The sequence below is a fragment of the Anseongella ginsenosidimutans genome (assembly GCF_008033235.1).
Classification (GTDB): domain Bacteria; phylum Bacteroidota; class Bacteroidia; order Sphingobacteriales; family Sphingobacteriaceae; genus Anseongella; species Anseongella ginsenosidimutans.
The window spans coordinates 199,085-221,400 of the sequence record NZ_CP042432.1 but is presented as its reverse complement, the minus strand read 5'-3'; the positions used below and the strand labels follow the sequence as shown (position 1 = coordinate 221,400).

General features: G+C 50.8%; 20 protein-coding genes. 6 read left to right on the top strand and 14 right to left on the bottom strand.

Annotated features, from left to right (window positions below):
- Positions 1–27 precede the first annotated feature (27 nt).
- The 4 genes from FRZ59_RS01015 to FRZ59_RS01000 form a co-directional block, all read right to left on the bottom strand.
- Positions 28–492, bottom strand: a complete 465-nt coding sequence (locus FRZ59_RS01015; RefSeq protein WP_132127714.1) for a hypothetical protein — start codon at positions 490–492, stop codon at positions 28–30.
- 206 nt (positions 493–698) lie between these two features.
- Positions 699–1,439: a DUF4197 domain-containing protein gene (locus FRZ59_RS01010; RefSeq protein WP_132127715.1), complete on the bottom strand. Its 741-nt coding sequence runs from the start codon at positions 1,437–1,439 to the stop codon at positions 699–701.
- A gap of 14 nt (positions 1,440–1,453) precedes the next feature.
- Positions 1,454–1,903 carry a DoxX family protein gene (locus FRZ59_RS01005; protein WP_132127716.1) on the bottom strand — a complete coding sequence of 150 codons (450 nt, stop codon included), beginning with the start codon at positions 1,901–1,903 and terminating at the stop codon, positions 1,454–1,456.
- A 15-nt stretch (positions 1,904–1,918) separates the two neighbouring features.
- Complete coding sequence (locus FRZ59_RS01000; RefSeq protein ID WP_132127717.1) at positions 1,919–2,170, bottom strand: GlsB/YeaQ/YmgE family stress response membrane protein; 252 nt, start codon at positions 2,168–2,170, stop codon at positions 1,919–1,921.
- Between the two features lie 140 nt (positions 2,171–2,310).
- Here FRZ59_RS01000 and FRZ59_RS00995 point away from each other — a divergent pair, with 140 nt between their 5' ends.
- Positions 2,311–3,630 carry a DUF8457 domain-containing protein gene (locus FRZ59_RS00995; RefSeq protein WP_132127718.1) on the top strand — a complete coding sequence of 440 codons (1,320 nt, stop codon included), beginning with the start codon at positions 2,311–2,313 and terminating at the stop codon, positions 3,628–3,630.
- Positions 3,631–3,701: 71 nt separating this feature from the next.
- Here FRZ59_RS00995 and rodA read toward each other — a convergent pair whose 3' ends face one another.
- The 7 genes from rodA to purN all read right to left on the bottom strand — a co-directional run bounded on the left by rodA (position 3,702) and on the right by purN (position 11,953).
- Positions 3,702–4,982, bottom strand: a complete 1,281-nt coding sequence (rodA, locus tag FRZ59_RS00990; protein ID WP_132127719.1) for a rod shape-determining protein RodA — start codon at positions 4,980–4,982, stop codon at positions 3,702–3,704.
- Positions 4,969–6,852 (bottom strand): penicillin-binding protein 2, encoded by a 1,884-nt coding sequence (mrdA, locus tag FRZ59_RS00985; protein ID WP_132127720.1) that lies wholly within the window; start codon positions 6,850–6,852, stop codon positions 4,969–4,971. Before mrdA ends, rodA begins: the two co-directional genes overlap by 14 nt.
- 419 nt (positions 6,853–7,271) lie before the next feature.
- Positions 7,272–7,784 (bottom strand): rod shape-determining protein MreD, encoded by a 513-nt coding sequence (locus tag FRZ59_RS00980; RefSeq protein WP_132127721.1) that lies wholly within the window; start codon positions 7,782–7,784, stop codon positions 7,272–7,274.
- Positions 7,781–8,605: a rod shape-determining protein MreC gene (gene mreC / locus FRZ59_RS00975; RefSeq protein WP_132127722.1), complete on the bottom strand. Its 825-nt coding sequence runs from the start codon at positions 8,603–8,605 to the stop codon at positions 7,781–7,783. The genes FRZ59_RS00980 and mreC overlap by 4 nt, the downstream gene beginning before the upstream one ends.
- Before the next feature lie 12 nt (positions 8,606–8,617).
- Positions 8,618–9,640 (bottom strand): rod shape-determining protein, encoded by a 1,023-nt coding sequence (locus FRZ59_RS00970; protein WP_132127723.1) that lies wholly within the window; start codon positions 9,638–9,640, stop codon positions 8,618–8,620.
- 87 nt (positions 9,641–9,727) lie between these two features.
- The gene (gene purH / locus FRZ59_RS00965; protein WP_132127724.1) at positions 9,728–11,260 is read right to left on the bottom strand and encodes a bifunctional phosphoribosylaminoimidazolecarboxamide formyltransferase/IMP cyclohydrolase; all 1,533 of its coding nucleotides are present in this window, start codon (positions 11,258–11,260) and stop codon (positions 9,728–9,730) included.
- Between the two features lie 114 nt (positions 11,261–11,374).
- Complete coding sequence (purN, locus tag FRZ59_RS00960) at positions 11,375–11,953, bottom strand: phosphoribosylglycinamide formyltransferase (RefSeq protein ID WP_132127725.1); 579 nt, start codon at positions 11,951–11,953, stop codon at positions 11,375–11,377.
- A gap of 111 nt (positions 11,954–12,064) precedes the next feature.
- On the opposite strand from purN, the gene FRZ59_RS00955 reads away from it, so the two are divergent.
- The gene (locus FRZ59_RS00955) at positions 12,065–13,636 is read left to right on the top strand and encodes a sodium:solute symporter family protein (protein WP_132127726.1); all 1,572 of its coding nucleotides are present in this window, start codon (positions 12,065–12,067) and stop codon (positions 13,634–13,636) included.
- Positions 13,637–13,648: 12 nt separating this feature from the next.
- The gene (locus FRZ59_RS00950) at positions 13,649–14,584 is read left to right on the top strand and encodes a dihydrodipicolinate synthase family protein (RefSeq protein WP_132127727.1); all 936 of its coding nucleotides are present in this window, start codon (positions 13,649–13,651) and stop codon (positions 14,582–14,584) included.
- A gap of 12 nt (positions 14,585–14,596) precedes the next feature.
- Here FRZ59_RS00950 and FRZ59_RS00945 read toward each other — a convergent pair whose 3' ends face one another.
- On the bottom strand, positions 14,597–15,481 hold the full coding sequence (locus tag FRZ59_RS00945) for an AraC family transcriptional regulator (RefSeq protein WP_132127728.1): 885 nt from the start codon (positions 15,479–15,481) through the stop codon (positions 14,597–14,599).
- Between the two features lie 133 nt (positions 15,482–15,614).
- Between FRZ59_RS00945 and FRZ59_RS00940 the strand changes: the two genes are divergently transcribed.
- Together FRZ59_RS00940 and FRZ59_RS00935 are read left to right on the top strand one after the other, a co-directional pair.
- On the top strand, positions 15,615–17,588 hold the full coding sequence (locus FRZ59_RS00940) for an FG-GAP repeat domain-containing protein (protein WP_132127918.1): 1,974 nt from the start codon (positions 15,615–15,617) through the stop codon (positions 17,586–17,588).
- A 7-nt stretch (positions 17,589–17,595) separates the two neighbouring features.
- On the top strand, positions 17,596–18,732 hold the full coding sequence (locus FRZ59_RS00935) for a sialidase family protein (protein WP_207910196.1): 1,137 nt from the start codon (positions 17,596–17,598) through the stop codon (positions 18,730–18,732).
- Between the two features lie 5 nt (positions 18,733–18,737).
- On the opposite strand, the gene hppD is transcribed toward FRZ59_RS00935, so the two are convergent.
- Both hppD and FRZ59_RS00925 read right to left on the bottom strand, forming a co-directional pair.
- Positions 18,738–19,901: a 4-hydroxyphenylpyruvate dioxygenase gene (gene hppD / locus FRZ59_RS00930; RefSeq protein WP_132127729.1), complete on the bottom strand. Its 1,164-nt coding sequence runs from the start codon at positions 19,899–19,901 to the stop codon at positions 18,738–18,740.
- A 23-nt stretch (positions 19,902–19,924) separates the two neighbouring features.
- Positions 19,925–21,091: a homogentisate 1,2-dioxygenase gene (locus tag FRZ59_RS00925; RefSeq protein WP_132127730.1), complete on the bottom strand. Its 1,167-nt coding sequence runs from the start codon at positions 21,089–21,091 to the stop codon at positions 19,925–19,927.
- A 252-nt stretch (positions 21,092–21,343) separates the two neighbouring features.
- Between FRZ59_RS00925 and FRZ59_RS00920 the strand changes: the two genes are divergently transcribed.
- A complete protein-coding gene (locus FRZ59_RS00920; RefSeq protein WP_132127731.1) occupies positions 21,344–22,312 on the top strand; it encodes a fumarylacetoacetate hydrolase family protein in 969 nt (322 codons plus the stop codon).
- Positions 22,313–22,316: the final 4 nt, after the last annotated feature.

Sequence of the window (22,316 nt, the reverse complement as noted above, 5' to 3'; positions counted from 1 at the left end):
CGGATCAGCGGCGGCAGTCGCCTGCCTTTAAAGGAATTTCAAAATACTGACAATAAGGGCTATTGCCGCGAACCAGAAGCCCGCCATCCACTTGATCAATTCGGATTTGGTCGTATTGATCTTGTATTCCAGGTTCATCTGAACAACGTTCAGGTTATTCTGGACAGTATTGATCTTCTCGCTGAGCCTGGCTTCCACCGCGTTCAGGTTATTCTGGACGGCGCTGATCTTTTCGGTGAGCCTGGTTTCAACCGTATTTATTTTCTTGTCCATCTCTCTTTGAGCGGTATTGATTTTAGCGGTGAGGTCTCCGCGGTTAGCGCTTATCTTCTCAAACAATTCAATTTTGTCCTCTTTTGTCATGAATATTTTTGAAAAGGAACGCATTTCACTTTTCGTTTCTCCTTTGACAAAATCGACCAGGTTTTCAGCGTGACGCCGGCCTATCCGCCTGGATAGTGCATTGTAAGTTCTAGCTTCATAGGTGTTCATTTAGCAAATATAAACCACTTCCGGAATGCCTGCAAGCGTTAAAACCTTAGTGGGTTGCTTTTTTATCTGCCGCGCCGGCCTGCGCCGTATTTGATCTGATACAAGCCCTCCTTATTGATCTGTTCCGCGGTTTTCCAGCTGCTTTAGCTTTAGAACAGCGTCCCTGTTCCGCGTTTCACAGCTGCTTTAGCTTTAGAACAGCGTTCCTATTCCGCGGTTTTCCGGTCCCGGTAACCGAATACTTTCTTCAGTAAGGCGGTGCCGCGCTGGAGAGGATTTTCGCGGATCTTCTTTTCTTCCCTGGCAATCGCCAGGAATAAGCCGTCCAGGGCCTGGTTGGTGACATAAGCATCCAGGTCCGGAGTCACTTTTTTCACCATGGGTAATTGATTGTAACGAGTGAATACCTGGTTCCAGAGGCTTACGGCGTTGACTTCTTCCAGGCTTTCCAGGATAACGGGCCTGAAGGCGCCGGCAAGTTGGCTTGAAGTGGTTCTCCGCAGGTATTCAGTGGCGGCGTCATCATCTCCGAACAGTATATTCATAGCGTCCGGAAGGGTCATTTCCCTGATCGCGCTCATGAATATAGGTTTTGCTTTGGCCGAAGCTTTTTCGGCCGCCCGGTTCAGGCGGAGGACCAGGTCATCGCATAGTTTATTAAAGCCGAGGGAACGCAAAGTCTGTTCAGCCTTCCGGGCTTCTTCGGGAAAAAGGATCTTAATGGCCTGATCGCCGAAAAAGCCGTTTTCCCTGGAAAGCGCTTCGGCTCCTTTGCCTAAGCCTACTTCCAGGGCTTGTTTCAGCCCCTGGGCTACTTCCTGTTCGCTTGGATCGGCCTGACCATAAATGGCTCCGCCAACGTCGCGCAGTATGGCCTCGCCGGTGGTTCCGCAGCCGGCGAGGCAAAAGGTAAGTAAGAAGATTGCTTTTACGAACAAATGTCGCATGAACGGATTGTTTTTCAATGCCTGCCTTTCATTAGTTTCCTGTCTGCTGACCAACGGCCGGCGCCGGAACTGACCAGGGCCAACGACATAGCTACCACGAGTAAATGATATTCGAATCCTTCCCCGGCATTCTGGCCTCCCCAATTCATAAAGAATCCGTTGGCCAGCTGAGCGAAGAAAATAATGCCCGCAAAAAGGCAAAGCATGCTAAAGGCCACGATACGGGTGTACAGGCCGAAAAGCAGCATAAGCGGCCCCACAAACTCGATCAGCATGACCAGGATCACGATGAAAACCGGTAATCCAAAACCAGCCGACATACCGTCCAGCGTTCCCTGGAAGCCGCCTCCTCCAAACCATCCGAGGACTTTTTGCGCGCCGTGAGGAAAGATTACAATCGCCAATCCCAGTCTCAGGATAAAAGCGGCGAGGCTATCCGTGGTTTTAATAAGACCTTGTGCCATAATGAATATTGTTGGTTATTTTCTTTTTACAGCCCGGTAGATCAGCAAGAGGATCACGGAACCTGCAATGGCGAGCAGGAAGCTTTTGACATTGAAGCCGGAGATATCACCGAAGCCCAGCTGGGTGCCTATCCAGCCGCCAAGAACGCCCCCGATCACACCGATGATAATGGTAATCAGGCATCCGCCCGGGTCTTCACCGGGCGTGATCCATTTGGCGATAGCACCTGCTATCAGTCCAAAGACTATCCATGATAAAATTCCCATTGTGTTAAAATTTTTAAATAGTAATAAGTTTTCAATAGGAATATAGCAATTTTTTGATAAACCAAGAGAAGACGGGCATTTATTTTTGACGGTATGGATAATTTGGAATAATTTCAGGACAAAATAACTGTTATAAAAACATGGACAAGTTATCAGTGATAGGGAAAATAGGAACGATTCTCTCCGACCTGCAGGAGCAGCAGGAGTACTTTGAAAAGAACCTCGAATCATTAAATGAAGTAGAAGTGGAGCTTTTCGCGGCCAGCGCCAATTACCTGGCCGAATATGCTAAGGTTTTGAAAAAGTTCCCGGTCAGCCGCAAGGCGATGGCGGCGCTTCCGGCCCCGGCAAACACCCCGGGGTCCGCGGACGAGGACGACGATATTGGTTTCCGCCTGAGCTTTGAGGAAAATGAGCAATTCGAAGAAGACGATAAAAAGATTCATCAGCCAAACGCTGCAGGTAAGCAAAAACTACATGTGAAAGAGGAGCCGCTGGCTGAAACCCTGCGAAAGGCAGCAGAAGAAAGGGCGGACGAACCTGATGCGCAGCAGCCTCCCGCTGCCGGCAATACGATCACCTGGCAGGAACAGCCCCGGCGGTCAACTACCGATACTTCCCGGGAAGCAATTGCGGAAGCTTTTCTTGATCCGGAGCCTGCAGCGCAGGAACCCGAAGAATCACCCGCCGGGCAGCCGCCCGGGAAGGCCGCTCCGCATTCAGCGGAAGGACCTGCCGTGCATTCTTCAGAAAAGCCGTTCTCCTCCGCTTCCGAAAAGCCGGCTTCTCCTGCCCGGGAAAAAGCTGACCCGGAAGTTTTTCAGCAAGAATCCGCAGCGCCGGAGCAACCAACTGTTCCGCAACCCCGCACGCCGCAACCTCACACGCCAGGCGCACAATACCCCGCTCAGCAGCAATCCGCTCCGTTGCGGGAGCCTGCTGCTCCGTCGCACGATCCTGCTGCTCCGTCGCGGGAACCGGCTGCTCAGTCCCAGGAGCCCGCCGCCTCACAGCAATCCGGGCCGTCGCAGGAGCCCGCCTCCACACAGCAATCCGGCCCGGTACAGGAACCGGCGTTTCCTTCTTCCCGGCAAGACCTGTCAATCAACCCGTCTGAAGAGAAAGGAAACCGGAAACTGAGTTTGAATGAGCGTTTCGGCGAAAAGAAATCTACTCTTTATGAGCGGATCGTTCCAAAACAGCCGGAACAGGGAGCGGGAGCGCCTATTTTGAATCTGGGACTAAGCATTGGGATCAATGAGCGCTATTATTTTATAAAGAACCTGTTCCACGATGATAAAGTCGCTTTTGACCAGGCGATCACAAGAATTGATATGTGTCACTCCCTGGGGGAGGCGCTGGAATATACGAACCGTTCGCTGGCAGGTAAATATAGCTGGAGCCGCAAAGAAGAAGATGCCCGAAAATTTTATGACCTGCTGAAAAGGCGGTTCATTTAGAAGCTTGCAGCAGAAGGTTTGCAACTTCGTGGTTGCAGCCTTCGGTCATGCTTCATATCCGGCCCGCGGGCTTACCTGATCGCACCCATCCTGTTTGCATCCAGTTTAATAAGGATAAACAGTAAGATGGTGAATCCCCACAGGGAGGAGCCTCCGTAGCTGAGGAGGGGCAGGGGAATGCCAATCACCGGAACAAGCCCGATGGTCATTCCTATATTGATCACCAGGTGGAAGAAAATAATGGAAGCGACTCCATAGCCGTAAATGCGGGTAAAAGAGGCGCGCTGCCGTTCCGCCACATGTACGATGCGCAACAGCAGGGCAACGTAAAGTCCGATTACCAGGGTGCTTCCAAGGAAGCCCCATTCTTCGCCGATCGTACAGAAGATAAAGTCGGTACTTTGTTCGGGTACGAAATTATACTTGGTTTGCGTCCCCTTTAAAAAGCCCTTTCCCAAAAGCCGCCCGGAACCGATGGCGATCTTTGACTGGTTCAGGTTGTATCCCACTCCCCGGAGATCAACATCATCTTTTAACAAAACTTCGATGCGGCTGCGCTGGTGAGGCTGCAAAACCCGGTAAAACAAATAATTCGTAGTGAAAACGAAAGCCACAGAAATGAACAGGCCCATTGAAAGCACGGTGATAAGTTTTCGCCGTTTCCGGAGTTTATAGATCAGAAAGCCGCCTCCGGCCAACAGGATAAGAGCAAGGTAAACGGGCTTTATGATCAGGGCGAGAATAAATAGCGCTACAAGAGTGGCGCCAATGACAAGGATCGGGGAAGGCAGGCCCTCACGATAAAGTACAAGGATGAATGCGGTAAAGGTTAGCGCTGAGCCGGCGTCCTTTTGCAGCAGGATCAGGATCACGGGAATCGCGATGATCGCAAAACTCATGAACTTGGTATTTGTATCCTGCATACGGATATTATTCCCGCTTAAAAAGCGAGCCAGGGCCAGCGCGGTGGCCACTTTTGCAAACTCGGAAGGCTGCAAGCGAAAATCGCCGATCGCAATCCAGGCCTGGTTTCCGCCCACAGTTGTCCCGATAACAAGTACCAGCAGGAGGAGCATAATGGTGAGCCCGTAAAAGCCAAAGGCGAACGTGCTGAAGAACTTGGAGTCCAGCAGCAGGATGATCGTTATTAAAACGAAGGAGCTGAGGATCCAAAGCAATTGCTTTCCGTAATTCCTGCTAAGGTCCAGGATACTCTGGTGTTCTACATCATATACCGCTGCATAAATATTGACCCAGCCTATCAGGATCAGGCAGAGATAAAGAAAAATCGTCAGCCAGTCCACGTTGTGGAAAACACTGCGGTGCTTTTGCTGCTGGCTACCTGGATACATCGGCCGTTTTATTTTGAGCGGTTTCCGGAGCAGGTTTCTTTTCCTCTTTTTCAGGCAGCAGGTTGGCTTCCAGGAGCCGGTCTATGTAATAATCGGGCCGGCTGATCGTGTCGCGCAGGTACTTTTCGATCATCAGGCTGGCAATCGGGCCGGCCCAGGTTGATCCGTAACCAGCATTCTCAACTACGACAGCAATGGCGATCTTTGGATTTTCCCTTGGGGCAAAAGCGGTAAATATCGAATGGTCCTTCCCATGGGGATTCTGGGCGGTGCCGGTCTTGCCGCAGATATCTATTCCCTCAACGCGGGAATAGACGGCCGTTCCCCCCGGTTCAAACACCTTTTGCATGCCTTCGTGTACCACTTCGAAATGTTTTTCATCAATACCCGTATTCATTTTCCGGGTAAATTCCGGGCGTATATATTTCTCATCTCCAATGGATTTAACCAGGTGCGGCCGGTAGTAATATCCCTTATTGGCAATGGCCGCCATCATATTGGCCATTTGCAGCGGTGTTACGCCCAGTTCCCCCTGCCCAATGGCCAGAGAAATAATATTGGAAGAACGCCAGCTGCCGGTTCCGTAAATATCATCGTAATAACTTGCTTTTTTTAGAATGCCGGCGGCTTCATACGGAAGCTCGATTTTGCTTGAAAGGCCAAGGCCGAAGTTTTCCAGGTAAGTTCTCCAGCGCTTATACGCATCTGATGCGGAAGCAGCCTGGGGATTATGGTCGATCAGCCGGGCGAATTCATGGCAGTACCAGGCATTGCAGGACCCCTGGATAGATTGTGCAATGTTTAAAGGAGGGTGGTTATGCGTGCAGCGAACAGTAAGCCTGCCCATCCGGTAACCGCCATAACAGGGAAAACGGGTCTCGGGCGTCACGATTCCTTCCTGCAGCCCTATCAGGGCCATTAAAGGTTTGAAGGTGGAGCCCGGCGGATACTGGGCCTGGGTGGGCCGGATAAAAAGAGGATTATTTTCGTCACGCAGCAGCTTCATATAATTATTGCCGCGTTTCCTGCCTACTAAAAGGTTAGGATCATAGGAAGGACTGCTGACGAAGGCCAGTATTTCACCGGTTTCGGGCTCGATGGCTACAATGCTTCCCACTTTATTCTGCATAAGGGCCTCTCCCAGCTGCTGAAGTTCCAGGTCAAGCGAGGAGACCAGCGGTTCACCCGCCACGGCCGCCGTATCAAAACGCCCGTTCTGAAAACTGCCCTTAGGCCTGTTAAAGGCGTCCACCATCTGGAAATAAACGCCCCGGTGCCCCCTGATCACCTCTTCGTATGCTCTTTCGATGCCGCTGCGGCCAATATAGTCACCCTGCCGGTAAAAATTATCAGATCTTTTGATGTCCCCCTCGGTCACTTCATCTACATATCCAAGTACATGCGCGGCCGCCGTGTGCGGGTAATTCCGGACCGTCCGGTTCTGAACGAAGAACCCCGGAAACTGGTAAAGCGCTTCCTGCAGCGATGCATAAAGGGTATCGGACAGCTGTTTTTCAAAAAGGGAAGCTTTATAGTAAGAGTACCTTTCGGCCTTGTCCAATTTTTCAAGAAATTCTTCTTTGTCCAAGTTGATAAGCCGGCAAAGGGCCAGGGTATCGAATGCCCGGATGTCCTTGGGAATAACCATCAGGTCATATACCGGTTGATTTTGCACCAGTATATTGTTGTTCCTGTCCACGATAATGCCCCTTGCGGGATACACTACATTCCTTCTCAACACGTTGTCTTCGGCCGAAAGGCGGTACTGGGTATCCAGGATCTGCATATAGAACAGCCGGGCCACCAGGATAAGGGCGGCTGCGATGATGATCCCCTGAATAATGTATTTCCTTTCGAAGTATGCGTTCACTCCTTAGTCAGTTTATAGTTTGTGGTTTGTAGTTTCTAGTTTCCGGTTGTCAGTTTCCGGTTTCTGATGTCCGGTTTATAGTTCCGGTTTCCTGTTTATAGTTTGTAGTTTCTAGTTTCCGGTTTTCAGTTTGTAGTTTCTAGTTTCCGGTTTTCAGTTTGTAGTTTCTAGTTTCCGGTTTTCAGTTTTTAGTTTCCGGTTTTTAGTTTCGAGTTCCTGGTTTAACGCGCTTAGCTTTTAAAGCGCAAAGTTAGTAAACCAGTTCCCTTTATTCCAGTTATCTTTCATTTCTTCCCTCGGTTCTGCTTCAGATGCTTCAGGCGTGCCTCAGGTGTGCTTCAGGCCTTGCGCTCCGCCTCTAAAAACTAAAAACTACAAACTTTGGAATTTGGAATGTGGACTTGCAGGCAATTGGAACATTATTTTCGTTTACCGGAAAATAAATATTGGCTCAAAATGATTAAAAATAATGTAAAAATTGCGCTTGAAACAGCTTTGGCCGAAGATAGTAAGAACTCCTGCAGGCGGAATATCTCCAGGTTAAAAAGTACCAGGTGATGAATAATGACCAGGACGGAGCTGTACATCAGGAACCAGCGCAAACCCATAGCCCTGATGCCGGGTTCTGCTGTGTTTTCATATCCGTCACGGGGAGTAATGACCCTGATCAGAAGGATGCGGCAAAAGGCCATAACCGTACAGGCCGCTGCATGCAGGCCGGGGGAGTTGGAGAACATATCTACTGACAGACCCAGCAGAAAAGACAAAAGGAACAGGAGAAAATTGGAAGTCTGCAGCGGCAGCAGCAAAATGAACAAGACGTAGAACCAGGGAATGGCAAGGTTGTACAGGCTGAAGTTTTTCAGGAACAGTACCTGGAATAATACCAGGAGAAAGAAGCGGATGATATTTATGACAAAGATCCTGATCATTGCTCCAGTTTTTCTTCCAGCTGTTCCTGTTCTTCCTGGAATTTATTTACAACAATATATACATACTGCAATTGCTGGAAATTCGTAGCCAGCTTTACGTCAATTCCCAGGAAGCTTTTTGTGCCGCCCCGTTTTACGTCAACAACTGTACCTACCGGCGTACCCTCCGGGAAAAGGGAGAATCCTGTGGTGACCAGCCTTTCGCCCTTATTCACCTGTACATGCGTCGGGACATCTTCCATGGCGGCCAGCATCGGGTTGACCCCGGGCCACACCAATGATCCGATATTATTGGAAGAGTCTAGTTTTACGCTTACGCGGACGTCTTTATGAAGGATCGAGTAGGCGGTAGAGAAATGTTCCGAAACGTCTTTGATAATGCCCGCTATGCCATGCGGCCCCATAATGCCCATGCCGCTTTTTACGCCGTCGGCAGCGCCCCGGTTCAGCGTCAGCCAGTTACTCCGGTAAGTGATCGTATTATTGACTACCCGTGCCGTAATATAGGTGTATTGCTGCAGGTTAACGGTGTCTTGTATGGTCACCCGCGTCGTGTCGGTATCATAGAATGCGTTTTCCAGCCTGCTGCGAAGCCGGGCATTTTCCATTGCCAGGCTGTCGTTCACCTTTCCGAGCATGAGGTAGCGGCTCACCTGGTCTGCTTTACTATAAATGGTCCCTGTGATTTGATTGGCAGAATTTACCACGCTTGCTTTCTGGTAGCGGTTATGCTGCACCAGAAGAACAATAGCTGCGCTTTCAAAGATGATGAACAGGAAAAATGCGTTGTTTCTAAGTATGAACAGCCAGAGATTACGCATTCAGAGGATTGATTATTGCATAAGGAACCTGAAATTACCAATATTCTTCAAAGCAATCCCGGTTCCGCGTACCACGGCGCGAAGAGGATCTTCCGCTATATGAACGGGAAGCTTGGTTTTGGACTGAATCCTTTTATCCAGCCCCCGCAGCAAGGCCCCGCCACCTGTTAAATAAATGCCGGTCTGGTAAATATCCGCAGAAAGTTCGGGCGGAGTGATCTCAAGGGCCTTCAGGATGGCTTCTTCTATCTTCGAAATGGATTTGTCAAGGCAATGCGCTACTTCGGTATAGGAAACAAGGATCTGCTTGGGGACCCCGGTCATGAGATCCCGTCCCTGTACGGCGAAGTCCGAAGGAGGGTCCTGCAGCTCGGTAAGGGCTGAGCCCACTTCGATCTTGATCTTTTCGGCAGTACGCTCCCCGATCAGGATATTATGCTGCCGACGCATATAATTGACAATGTCGGAATCAAAATTATCTCCCGCTACCCGGATGGACTGATCGCAGACGATGCCTCCCAGTGCGATAACGGCGATTTCCGTGGTGCCTCCTCCAATATCAATGATCATATTTCCCATAGGCTCTTCCACGTCAATACCAATGCCGATTGCCGCCGCCATAGGCTCATGGATCATATAGACCTCCTTGGCGCCTGCCATTTCCGCGGAATCGCGCACGGCCCTTTTCTCCACTTCCGTAATGCCGGAGGGAATACAGATCACCAGTCGCAGGGAGGGGAACATCCAGCCCCTTCCCCCGTTGATCATCTTTATGAAACCGCGGATCATATGCTCGGCGGCATCGAAATCTGCGATAACGCCGTCTTTCAGCGGCCGGATGGTTTTAATATTTTCATGCGTTTTCCCATCCATCAGTAAGGCCTGCTTCCCCAGCGCAATGATCTTTCCGGTTCGGCGGTCTATAGCAACAATGGAGGGTTCATCCACTACTACTTTGTCGTTATGTATGATGAGGGTATTGGCTGTACCAAGGTCAATGGCGATTTCTTGGGTCAGGAAATTAAACAATCCCATATATTGCTGCTATAATTTTCCGGTATTTGATGAATTTTTCTATTTTTTCCGCTAATTTACAAAAAAAGCTGTTAGTCACAGGCTCAATTAATGCTTAAAATGACGTATCCCCGTTACCACCATTGCTAATCCAGTTTTATTGCATAAATCAATGGAATCCTGGTCCCTGATAGACCCTCCCGGCTGTAATACAGCAGTGATTCCTGCTTCATGAGCAATTTCCACGCAATCAGGAAAGGGGAAAAAGGCATCGGAAGCCATTACAGCGCCTTCAAGATCAAAACCAAAGGCGCCTGCCTTGACAATTGCCTGTTTCAGTGCATCCACCCTGGATGTCTGACCCACGCCGCTTGCCAGCAGAGAATTCCCCTTCACTAACACGATCGTGTTGGATTTAGTATGTTTCACGAGCTTATTTGCAAAAAAAAGATCGTTCAGCTCCGCGGCAGAAGGACTTTTAAGAGTAACCGTTTTCATTTGCTCCGGGCCTTCAATGGAAAGATCCTTGTCCTGTTCAATGATTCCGTTCAGCAGGCTGCGGAATTGCCTGGAGGGCAGCTCAATGTCACGCTGCCGGAGAATGATCCTGTTTTTTTTACTTCGAAGGATCTCCAGGGCGTTCTCTTCATAGGAAGGGGCGATCAGCACTTCATAAAATAACTCGCTGATGGCGGAAGCAGTTTCCGCGTCCACTGCCCGGTTGCAGATAAGTATTCCCCCGAAGGCGGATACCGGATCGCAGGCCAGCGCATCTTTCCAGGCTTCGGCCAGGGTTTCCCGCGTAGCTGCTCCGCAGGCATTATTATGTTTCAGAATAGCGAAGGTAGGATCGTCATTGCTGAATTCCGCCATGAGCGCCACCGCCGCATCTACATCCACAAGATTATTATAGGATAATTCCTTCCCGCCCAGCTTCAGGAACATATCGTCCAGCTTCCCGTAAAAAGTTCCCTGCTGGTGAGGGTTTTCGCCATAGCGAAGTGTCTGGGAAGCCTGCAGGCTTTCTTTGAATACCGGCAATGGGTTTTTCCGGTTGAAATAATGGAAGATAGCCGTGTCGTAATGAGAGCTGGTATTGAACGCTCTTTTGGCCAGCTCCCTCCGCTGTTCCAGGGAAAGGTCGCCGTTTTGTTCCCTCAGCAATTTTTCTACATGGCTGTATTCATTCCGGGAAGCTATAATGGCCACGTCCCGGTAATTCTTTGCCGCCGCCCGGATCAGCGAAATTCCGCCGATGTCTATTTTTTCTATGATTTCCTCTTCTGCGGCACCTGAAGCGACTGTTTCCTCAAAAGGATAGAGGTCCACTATCACCAGGTCAACGGGAGGGATATCGTATTGTTTTAGTTGCTCAAGATCTCCTGCGTGGTCCCTGCGGGCCAGGATGCCCCCGAAAATTTTAGGATGAAGCGTTTTAACTCTTCCCCCCAGGATAGAAGGGTAGGAGGTAAGCCCTTCCACGGGCTGCACCTCTGCTCCAAGGTCCCGAATAAATTGTTCCGTACCTCCGGTAGAATAAATAGTCACGCCCATGTCCTTGAGAAGATGGATCAGGGGATCGAGATTGTCTTTGTAATAAACTGAAATTAAGGCGCTTTTGATTTTTACGGGATGGTTCATTGTCTATTTCAGGGATCAAGAATTCAAAGCGCAAGTTTAGGAAAAATTACTCGTTTTTGCAGGCTGAATCCCTGAAAATAAATCGTCACCGCACCGGCGCCGCGGAAACCCGGCCTATAATTTTTTCAGCAGGTTTTCAATAATACGGGGATAATGCAAATGTTCCAGCTGCTGTCCCTTATATTTGATCATATCCAGGTTATCGTTGGGTTCTATTTTAAAATGCGCCTGGTAAATAACGTCACCGGCGTCGTAAACCTCATCCACGTAGTGGATAGTAATACCCGATTCTCTTTCTCCCGCGCTCATAATGGCTTTGTGTACCCGGTCGCCATACATTCCCTGTCCGCCGTATTTAGGAAGCAGCGCAGGATGAATATTAACGATTCTGCCGGGGAAGGCTTCCAGCATATTCTGAGGGATCAGCCAGAGAAAACCCGCCAGCACCACCAGGTCGATTTCCAGGTTTTGGAGTAAGGTAACCACCCTGGCGGAATGATAAAATTCTTCCCGGTCAAACACATGAGTTGGGATTTCATGATTATCGGCTCGCTCCAGCACGTATGCATCCGGGCGATTGGAGAGAATAATGGTTACTTCGGCTTCGCTGCTGTCTTTAAAATGTTCAATGATCTTTTGGGCGTTGGAACCGGACCCTGAGGCAAAAATGGCAATGCGCTTAGTTCTTGTCATACTTTTGCAAAATAGCAAAAAATGGGCCATATCCCGAAGTACGATAAAATCCTATAGTATATTGAAAAGATGGTATAAAATAGCTTCGTTGCGATTCGATAGATTTGTGATATGAAAGAATTGCCGCTGATTGACCTGACCGTAATCGTCCTGTACCTGGCTGCGATGGTATTTACCGGATTTTGGTTTTCCAGGAGAAATAAGAACGCCGGGCAGTTCAGCAAAGGTTCCGGCCTAATTCCCGGATGGGCCGTAGGGATCTCCCTCTATGCCACTTTTTTAAGCAGCAATACCTTTATCGGGGTTCCCGGTAAGGCCTTCGGCAGCAACTGGAACGCCTTTGTTTTCAGTCTTTCCATTCCCCTGGCCGCCTGGGTCGCTTCGCGGTATTTTGTTCCCTTTTACCGGAAGGCGGGCGAAGTTTCAGCGTATACCCATTTGGAACACCGTTTCGGTCCCTGGGCCCGCACGTATGCGGTTATCTGTTTCCTCCTAACCCAGGTGGCCCGGATAGGTTCCATATTCTTTGGAATGGCGCTGGCCCTGCAGGCGCTTACGGGCTATTCCATGACTTCGATCATGCTCGTGATCGGGCTTTGCATTCTTGCGTATACGGTGCTTGGCGGAATGGAGGCGGTTATCTGGACCGAGGTGGTGCAGGCCATCCTGATGAGCGGAGGGGCGTTGTTAATAGTTGTTTTGATCCTGCTGGATATGCCGGGAGGCGCCGGGAAGATCCTGGAAACCGGCATTAGTGACAATAAATTCAGCCTGGGCAGCGCTGCGCCCATCTTTACCGAGCCTACCTTTTGGGTCATCCTGCTATATGGTTTTTTTATTAATCTGAATAATTTCGGGGTGGACCAGAATTATGTGCAGCGGTACCATACCGCCAGTTCGGAAAAAGAAGCTTCCCGTTCTATCTGGATCTGCGCTAAATTATACGTTCCGCTTTCCCTTTTGTTTTTTGTTATAGGTACCTGCCTGTACGCTTATTACCAGGAAAACCCGGAGCTTACGGGCCAGATCAAACTACAGGCGGCTGCTGAACAATTAGGGCCCGGCGCCTCCGGTGAAGCGGTTGCCGCACGCGCCGCTACCTTGGGGCCCGCGGACTATGGGGACAAGGTAATGCCGCATTTTATGGCTGAAAAAGTGCCTCCAGGCCTGGCGGGCCTGATTATTTCCGCCATACTTGCGGCGGGCATGAGTACCATCAGTTCCGGAATGAATGCCTCCGCCACGGTCTTCTCGGAAGATATTTACAAGCGATACCTAAAAAGGAATGCCAGTTCGGAGCAGCATATGCGGGCCTTGCTTATCACTACCGCCATTTTTGGGATTATTGGCATGGCCGCAGGAATTGCTATGATAGGGGTAAAGAGCATACTGGATATCTGGTGGGAGTTGTCCGGAATCTTCGCGGGTGGTATGCTGGGGCTTTTCCTGCTGGGGATCATCAGCCGGAAAGCCGGAAACCGCGAAGCGCTTGCCGCTATTATCCTTGGGGTGCTGATCATTCTCTGGATGACCTTCTCGTACCTCATTCCCAGTGAATATTCCTACCTGCGCAACCCGCTGCATGCCAATATGATCATTGTTGCGGGAACGCTTGCTATATTCCTTTCGGGCAGTTTCCTGGGCTGGCTCAGGAAGCCCGCTGCGCAGAAGCCGGTATCTTAATCAGAATTAACGATGGCGAAACAGAGAGGATTTATCCCGGTCATGCTTACCCCTTTCGAAGAGAATGGGCGCATTGATTACGCGGGCCTGGCCCGCCTGACGGAATACTACCTGCAATGCGGGGCGCTGGGATTATTTGCCAATTGCCTGTCAGGTGAAATGTATGACCTGGAGGAGGAGGAAAGAAGGAAAATATTGAAACAGGTGCTTCAAACCGCTGGCGGGCGCGTTCCTGTAGTGGCCACCGGGACCTTCAGCGCTTCGCCTGGAGAGCAGGCGGCATGCATAAGGCAGGTGCATGACGCGGGCGCGGCGGCGACTATTATTATCACCGGCGTCGTAGCAACTGCCGAAGAGCCGGATCAGGTCCTGGATGCCCGGATCTTTGATTTGTTCCGGCGTACGGAGGGTATTCCCCTGGGTTTTTATGAATGCCCCGAGCCGTATAAACGCATTCTTCAGGCGGAACAGCTAAAGCCATTCCTGGAAACCGGAAGGGTAATTTACTACAAAGACACCTGCCTGGACCTGAGCCTGGTAAAGAAGAAGCTGAAAGCCGCCGAAGGGCGGGATTTCGGCCTGTACGATGCGTACGCGGTTCATGCCGTGGAAAGCCTGAGGGCCGGCGCCGCCGGGCTTTCCTGCATCCAGGGCAATTATTTTCCCGAACTGATTACCTGGCTTTGCGATAACTTTAACGATAAAGCCCAGCAGCCGGAGGTAGAAAAGGTGCAGCAATTCCTGACCCGGAATATGGAGCTGATGCACAGCGGTTACCCGGCCACGGCCAAGTACTTTCTTCAGAAAAGAGGGATATTGAAAAACGCGGTAACGCGGAAGAAAACAGTCGCACTCACCGTAATGCAAAAAGCGCATATAGACCGACTGTTTGAGACCTACCGGGCGCTGGCGGAGGAGACAGGAATACTGATCCCTTCCGGCGAATGACATGGCAAAGGCTTAAGCCAGCTGTGCCGATTTGCTGAATAAATACTGCTGTTTATACTTTAGCGGCGTTAAGCCGGTTACCTTCTTAAAATGCCGGAAAAAATTAGAGAGGTTATGGAAACCGCACTCATAACAGATTACGCCGGTGGCCAGTTTATCTTCAATCAGCAGCCGGCAGGCATGGCTGATTCTGATCTCGGTAAGGAAGTCAAGGTAGGTTTTCCGGGTCATGAGTTTGAAGTAACGGCAAAAGGAAGTAACACTCAGGTGGCTGAGCGCCGCAATTTCTTCCAGGCTGATCTCTTTCCGGTAGTTGGCCAGCGTATACTCGTGTATTTTATTCAGCCGCAGGATATCTGATTCGTTGGAAGGGGAAAATGCATGCGCGGAAGCAATGTGTTCGTAGCCGGCGCTTTCGGCCATTAATTTAAGCATGGATAACAGAACGATCAGCCGGTCGAGGCCCTCTGCCTTCAATGCGGAGTACATCAGGTTTGCCAGCCGCGTCCTGGACTCGCCGCCGAACAACATGCCCTTACCGGCTTTTTCAAAAAGCTTACGTATCAGGATTGATTCCGGCAGCATAAGGAGATCACGGCCCAGGCAGTCGGGGCGGAAATGGATCACGATCACTTCAAAAGCGTCGTCTTTCCCGTCCCCCGGTTTTTTTTCGCCAGCCGTCCATTTATGCGGCAGGTTTTCGCCAAGGAGGATCAGTTCGCCGGCCGTAAAATTGCTGATATTGTCCCCGATAAACCGCAGGCCTTCTCCCCTGATCACATAGTGAAGCTCCAGTTCGGGATGATAATGCCAGATTCCCGGGTTGGACTGGTTATCATGGCGGATACTAAACGAGTTGCTGGACCTTACCGGAACCTTATGGAAATGAGGCTTCATAAAACATTGGCGGGTTTATTCTACGAATATAACAATTGTTGCAGGGCATTCCGCCGACTGAATGATAATATGCTATAGTTTTCTGCTAAGAAATCATAGAAAACCCATGCTTTTATTTCCGATGTTTGGTACTATGGCGATAGCGTTTATATTGGCAGCTGCCCTGTTGCCGGGGAGTCTCCCCGCCCAGGCGCCGGCTGACAGCACAGAAGCTGCCGGTTTCGAAATTGTAAAGTACAATAATCCGGGAGCAGTAGCAGATCTTGGCGTAGGTCTTTGGGCATGGCCGCTTCCCATGGATTACGATCATGACGGAGATATGGATTTGGTCGTTTCTTGTCCGGATAAACCCTTCGGCGGCTTATATTATTTCGAAAACGCGTCTGGCGAAGCTGTACCTCTGTTCGAGCCTCCCAGGCGTATAGGCGACGCGTTAAAGGACGTGCAGGTTTCCTACATTGACGGGAAGCCGAGAGTGCTGGTGCCGGGCGCTGAGTTCATGGATTTCAGCAACGCAAGGCCGGGTGAGAAGAAGATGCTTTACCCTGTGGACTCCATTTTGTCAGATTTTAAGAAGAAGCCTCGTTTCAATCAATGGAAGCTCGTAGATTATGGCCAGGACGGCGATGAAGACATCATCGTGGGAGTAGACGATTGGAGCGATTATGGTTGGGACAACGCTTTTAATGAAAAAGGGAAGTGGACGAACGGCCCGCTTCACGGTTATGTTTATCTGATTGAAAACCAGGACGGAAACTACCGGAACCAGGGACGCCTGGAGGCCGGGGGGAAAATTATCGATGTGTATGGGGCTCCCTCTCCGAATTTTGCCGACTTTGACGGTGATGGCGATCTTGACCTGGTGTGCGGGGAATTTCTGGACAGGCTGACCTGGTTTGAAAATACCGGTTCGTCTGAACGGCCGGTATACGCGGCTGGCAAATACCTCCGTAACTCCGCGGGAATTATAAAAATGGATCTGCAAATGATCATTCCCGTCGCCGTGGATTGGGACAAGGACGGCCATATCGATCTTGTGGTTGGTGATGAGGACGGGAGAGTGGCCCTGCTGAGGAATACGGGGCAGGTAAAGGGCAGCATGCCCGTATGGGAATCGCCTTTGTATTTTCAGCAAAAAGCCGGTAACCTGAAGTTTGGGGCGCTGGCAACACCTTTTAGTACTGACTGGGACAATGACGGGGATGAGGATCTGGTTGCTGGCAATTCGGCAGGTTACATCGCTTTCATAGAAAACCTGGATGGCGGAAATCCTCCCCGCTGGGCCAAGCCCAGGCTTCTCAAGGCCGCCGGCAGCGTCATTCGTATCCAGGCAGGCACGAACGGATCCATTCAGGGGCCTGCTGAAGCAAAATGGGGGTACACCACTCTTTCCGTGGCTGACTGGGACGGGGACGGCTTAAAAGATTTGCTGGTGAACTCTATTTGGGGAAAGGTGCTGTGGTATAGAAATACCGGCCCGGCAGCACGTCCGAGGCTGGCCGGGGCGGAGGCAGTTAAGGTAGACTGGGGCGGACGAGAAGTTCCCCGGCCGCAATGGAACTGGTGGGACCCGGGCGCAGATGCCCTGGTTAGCCAATGGCGGACTACCCCTTTCGCAACTGACTGGAACAAAGACGGGCTGGCCGACCTGGTCATGCTTGATCACGAAGGTTACCTGGCCTTTTTTGAACGCGTTAAAAAAGACGGCAAACTTGTATTGACGCCGGGTCAGCGCGTGTTTTACGGGACGGGTGCTTCAGGATTCAACAGTCGGCATGCTGTTACAGACAGTCTTCCCGGCCCGTTGCGGTTAAACACGGAAAAATACGGGAGGAGCGGCAGGGTTAAATTTGCATTGGCAGATTGGGACCAGGATGGCCTTATTGATATTCTGGTGAATAGCGGGAATATTTCATTTATGAAGAATCTGGGTAAAAAGAACGGAAAATGGTTTTTTTCGGAAAGGGGAATGATAGGGGTACCTGTACTTGCCGGCCATACAACCAGTCCCACCATGGTAGACTGGAACAAAGACGGAGTTCCTGAATTGCTGGCCGGGGCAGAAGACGGTCATTTTTATTATCTTGATCCGGGCAGTAATAAATAGCGCGCATATGAAATGGTTAAAGCTTTATCTGATCTTCATGCTTCCTTTTATCGGGTTTACCGGTTGCAATAACCGGCAGCCGGCAAACGACATTACCGGTAAGTATCATCTTCCTCCGCTGAGCCAGCCGGGGGAGGGAGCGTATATAAAGGGTGCGCTGATCTATCCCCTGAACGATAAACCTACCCCGGAATGCCATGCATCCACCATCGTGGAAACACCTTCCGGAATAGTGGCCGCTTTTTTTGCAGGAACTTATGAACGGCACGACGATGTCGGGATCCGTGTCAGCAGGCTGGAAAACGGCGCATGGACATATCCGGAAGAAGTGGCCAATGGCGTGCAGAACGATACGCTGCGCTATCCCTGCTGGAACCCGGTACTGTTTCGCCCCGAAGGTGGCCCCCTGCTCTTGTTTTATAAGGTAGGCCCCAGCCCCAGCACCTGGTGGGGCATGCTGATAAGTTCTGAAGATGACGGTAAAACCTGGTCCGCGCCCAGGAAACTGGGGGAAGACGAAAAGATAGGGCATCTCCTGGGCCCCGTTAAAAACAAACCCGTTCAACTGGCCGACGGCACCATTATCTGCCCCTCCAGTACGGAAACGGAAAATGCGGCATCCGGCGATGAATGGAAGGTGCATTTTGAGATCAGCAAGGACGGTGGTAATACCTGGGAAGTCGCGGGGCCTATTAACGATGGAACAACGTTTGACGCCATACAGCCAAGTATTCTCACCTACCCTGACGGGCGCCTGCAGGTATTATGCCGCACCCGCCAGGACGTCATTGCCCAAAGCTGGTCGGAAGATCAGGGCCTCACCTGGAGCGAGATGACCGCAACCGGCCTGCCCAATCCGAATTCCGGAACGGATGCCGTTACGCTGAAGGACGGCCGGCAGTTACTGGTCTACAATCACACAACCAAAGAGGGGCCCGAGCCCAATAACCGGAATATGCTGAATATAGCACTGTCAGAAGATGGCATCAGCTGGACACCTGTGATGACCCTTGAAAACAAGCCGCATGAAGCAGGCTATTCCTACCCGGCGGTTATCCAGGCTTCTGACGGCATGGTTCATATCACCTATACCTACTGGAGGGAATCCGTCAAGCATGTTGTCATTGATCCGGCTGAACTTTAAGCATCCTATAAGTTCCCTCTTAAGGCCTGCTCCCGTTCAATGGCTTCAAATAAAGCCTTAAAATTACCTTTGCCGAAAGATGTGGCGCCTTTTCGTTGAATGATCTCGTAGAATAGGGTAGGCCTGTCCTGCACGGGCTTCGTGAAGATCTGCAGCAGGTAACCTTCGGGGTCGCGGTCCACCAGGATGTTGAGCGCCCCCAGGGCTTCCAGGTCCTCGTCTATCAGACCGATCCGTTTCTCAAGGTCTTCGTAATAGCCCGGAGGCACCTGCAGGAACTCTACGCCGCGCCTGCGAAGGCTGCTGACGGTTTCGATAATATCATCGGTAGCCAGGGCCAGGTGCTGTACACCCGCTCCGCGGTAGAAATCAAGGTATTCTTCAATCTGTGACCGTTTCTTCCCTTCGGCAGGTTCGTTAATGGGGAACTTTATATAGCCGTTGCCGTTGGAAACCACCTTGGACATCAGCGAGGAGTATTCCGTGGAAATATCCTTGTCGTCAAAAGTGATCATCAGCTTAAAACCCATTACGTCTTCATAAAAGCGGACCCATTTGTTCATTTCGCCGAGCGGGACATTGCCTACGCAATGATCAATGTATTTTAATCCCGCAGGAGCGGAAAGCGCAGGCCGGCGCAGGGCTTTGAAGCCGGGCAGGAAAGCGCCGCGGTAATTCTTTCTTTCCACAAAGGTATGGATCGTGCTGCCATAGGTTTCAATGGATGAAAGGATGACTTCCCCCTCGCTGTCCTGCCGGCGGTGGGGTTCATGTACCGGACGGGCGCCCCGGCGGACGGTTTCATTAAAAGCCGAAACAGCGTCTTCAACCGTGAGGGCCAGCACTTTAACGCCGTCGCCGTGCAGACGTACATGCTCGGCTATTTCGCTGCCGGGCGAGAGGGGGCTGCTTAGTACGAGTTTAATCTTTCCCTGTTCCAGCAGGTAGGAAGCCTTTCCCTGTAATCCTGTTTCGGGGCCTGCATACGCGGTTAGCCGGTATCCGAAGGCTCGCTGGTAATAATAGGCGGATTGTTTTGCATTGCCTACGTAGAACTCAATATGATCGGTTCCGAGCAGCGGAAGAAAATCCGGCTCCGCTTTTTCGTTTCCGGACAATCCGCCGCCGGCCTGCTCATTTTCTGTATTTTTATCAAAAGTAGTTTCCATTAGTAATTTTTTAGATTGGTTCATTATTCCACCATTTCCTGCCAGGACTTGTAATAGTCCGGATCTTCGATCTTCAGGGCCTCTTCGGTGATCATCAGCGGGTGAAAGGGGTCGATCATTACGGCCAGTTCATCCGTGGCTTCTTTTCCAATGCTTTTTTCAACCGCTCCCGGGTGCGGTCCGTGCGGAATGCCGCCGGGATGAAGGGTGATCTGGCCGCGTTCCACATTCCTTCGGCTCATAAAGTCGCCGTCCACATAATACAGCACTTCGTCCGAATCCACATTGCTGTGATTATACGGCGCCGGAATGGATTGCGGGTGGTAATCGTATTTACGCGGGCAGAAGGAACAAAGGACGAAGTTATCCGCCTCGAATGTCTGATGGACAGGCGGCGGCTGATGGAGCCGGCCGGTAACAGGCTCAAAATCATGGATGGAAAATCCCCAGGGATAATGAAAGCCGTCCCATCCGATATAGTCGAATGGATGCGTTCCGTAGATATAAGGATAGATAAGGCCCTGTTTTTTTATGAGGATCCTGAATTCCCCTTTTTCGTCATGAGTCACCAGGTGCCGGGGCCGCTTTATATCCCGTTCGCAATACGGAGCATGTTCCATCAGCTGCCCTTGATCGTTCCGGTAGCGTTTTGGTGTGCGAACCGGGCTGAAAGATTCCACGATGAACAGCCGGTTGGCCGTATCATTGAACCGGAAGCGGTGAATGGTGCCGCGCGGAATCACCAGGTAATCGCCGTATTCAAAGGGAAGCTCTCCGAAGCCGGTTTGCAGGAGGCCGGAGCCTTCGTGTATGAAGACGATCTCGTCGGCCTGGCTGTTCTTGTAAAAATAATCCTGCATGGAGTTTTGCGGGGCTGCCAGGGAGATCTGCAGGTCGCTGTTCACCAGCACCGGTTTCCTGCTTTCCAGGTAATCCGGCTGCGGGGAAACCTGGAATCCCTTCAGGCTGGTGTGCCGCAGATGTTTTTTTCGCGCAATGGCCGGTTCCACCGAATACGGTGTACCCGTTTCCTTTACGATAGTAGGTGGGTGGCAATGATATACCAGGGAATACATTCCCGAAAAACCTTGCGTAGAAACAAGTTCTTCGGCATAAAGCCTTCCGTCGGGCTGGCGGAAAACGGTATGTCTTTTAGGGGGAATTTCCCCTAAAGTGTGATAAACAGGCATAAATCCGGGGTTTATTGACCAGGTTTATTAATAGTAACGTGGAAGCGGGAGGCAGGCAGGTAAGAACGCAAGCCTGAATATAAGCGAAAGGCCGGATTTAATACTGGGCAAATACGATACTGGAAATGAGCTGATGGCAGAGTGCCGTCATTCCCCTGGTGTTTTGCTTTTTCATGGTTATTAATTGGTAGGACCAAGGTAAGGAAAAAATGAATAATTTCATAGCTTTGACCAAACCAATCATAACCCAATATGAAGCTTGTATCTTATAAGACCGAAGAGAAAGAACATCTGGGAGTATTTATTAACGGGCATATTTATAACCTGCACGCCTGTAATAAAGCGATTCCCGACAACATGAATGAATTCCTGCAGGGCGGTGCCGGACTGATGGATCGCGCCATGGAAATTAACGCTAACATCGGCAGCGGCTCCCTTGAAGCAAAGACCGAAGCGTTTTTTGAACTCCTCGCCCCCGTTCCGCATCCTTCCTCCTGCCGGGACGGATATGCTTTCCGCCAACACGTAGCCGCCGCGCGCCGCAACAGGGGGTTGAAAATGATCCCCGAGTATGATGCCTTCCCGGTATTTTATTTTACAAATCACCAGGCTATTCAAGGGCCGGGAGAGATCTTTTGCATGCCGGCCCATTTCGAAAAGCTCGATTTTGAGCTGGAACTGGCCATAGTGCTGAACAAGAAAGGGCGGAATATCCCGGCAGACCAGGCCGACAGCTACGTTGCGGGCTATATGATCATGAATGATATAAGCGCCAGGCGCCTGCAAATGGCGGAAATGAAACTGAACCTTGGCCCGGCGAAAGGAAAGGATTTTGCTACGGTGATCGGGCCCTGGCTGGTCACGCCGGATGAACTTGCTCCCTATAAGGTAAGTCCGTCCGTTGGCCATACCGGGGACTGTTATAACCTGGAAATGCTGTGCTGGGTAAACGGAATGCCTGTTTCCAGGAGCAATTCCGCTTTTATGAACTGGACCTTTGCGGAAATTATTGAACGCTGTTCTTACGGCGTGGACATGTTTCCCGGAGATGTCATCGGCTCAGGCACCGCAGGCACCGGTTGTTTCCTGGAACTGAACGGTACCGGTCTGCTTAAAGATCCGGATTACCGGGAGCGATGGCTGGAGCCGGGGGACCGTATAGAGATGGAGATCACGGGGCTGGGACACTTGTCCAATACAGTAGTAAGAAGCATGGAGTAACAGT

Bases quoted from the DNA above. Each gene is read 5' to 3' on its own strand.
- FRZ59_RS01015 (WP_132127714.1), bottom strand. From the start codon at position 492: ATGAACACCTATGAAGCTAGAACTTACAATGCACTATCCAGGCGGATA.
- FRZ59_RS01010 (WP_132127715.1), bottom strand. From the start codon at position 1,439: ATGCGACATTTGTTCGTAAAAGCAATCTTCTTACTTACCTTTTGCCTC.
- FRZ59_RS01005 (WP_132127716.1), bottom strand. From the start codon at position 1,903: ATGGCACAAGGTCTTATTAAAACCACGGATAGCCTCGCCGCTTTTATC.
- FRZ59_RS01000 (WP_132127717.1), bottom strand. From the start codon at position 2,170: ATGGGAATTTTATCATGGATAGTCTTTGGACTGATAGCAGGTGCTATC.
- FRZ59_RS00995 (WP_132127718.1), top strand. From the start codon at position 2,311: ATGGACAAGTTATCAGTGATAGGGAAAATAGGAACGATTCTCTCCGAC.
- rodA (WP_132127719.1), bottom strand. From the start codon at position 4,982: ATGTATCCAGGTAGCCAGCAGCAAAAGCACCGCAGTGTTTTCCACAAC.
- FRZ59_RS00980 (WP_132127721.1), bottom strand. From the start codon at position 7,784: ATGATCAGGATCTTTGTCATAAATATCATCCGCTTCTTTCTCCTGGTA.
- mreC (WP_132127722.1), bottom strand. From the start codon at position 8,605: ATGCGTAATCTCTGGCTGTTCATACTTAGAAACAACGCATTTTTCCTG.
- FRZ59_RS00970 (WP_132127723.1), bottom strand. From the start codon at position 9,640: ATGGGATTGTTTAATTTCCTGACCCAAGAAATCGCCATTGACCTTGGT.
- purH (WP_132127724.1), bottom strand. From the start codon at position 11,260: ATGAACCATCCCGTAAAAATCAAAAGCGCCTTAATTTCAGTTTATTAC.
- purN (WP_132127725.1), bottom strand. From the start codon at position 11,953: ATGACAAGAACTAAGCGCATTGCCATTTTTGCCTCAGGGTCCGGTTCC.
- FRZ59_RS00955 (WP_132127726.1), top strand. From the start codon at position 12,065: ATGAAAGAATTGCCGCTGATTGACCTGACCGTAATCGTCCTGTACCTG.
- FRZ59_RS00950 (WP_132127727.1), top strand. From the start codon at position 13,649: ATGGCGAAACAGAGAGGATTTATCCCGGTCATGCTTACCCCTTTCGAA.
- FRZ59_RS00945 (WP_132127728.1), bottom strand. From the start codon at position 15,481: ATGAAGCCTCATTTCCATAAGGTTCCGGTAAGGTCCAGCAACTCGTTT.
- FRZ59_RS00940 (WP_132127918.1), top strand. From the start codon at position 15,615: ATGGCGATAGCGTTTATATTGGCAGCTGCCCTGTTGCCGGGGAGTCTC.
- FRZ59_RS00935 (WP_207910196.1), top strand. From the start codon at position 17,596: ATGAAATGGTTAAAGCTTTATCTGATCTTCATGCTTCCTTTTATCGGG.
- hppD (WP_132127729.1), bottom strand. From the start codon at position 19,901: ATGGAAACTACTTTTGATAAAAATACAGAAAATGAGCAGGCCGGCGGC.
- FRZ59_RS00925 (WP_132127730.1), bottom strand. From the start codon at position 21,091: ATGCCTGTTTATCACACTTTAGGGGAAATTCCCCCTAAAAGACATACC.
- FRZ59_RS00920 (WP_132127731.1), top strand. From the start codon at position 21,344: ATGAAGCTTGTATCTTATAAGACCGAAGAGAAAGAACATCTGGGAGTA.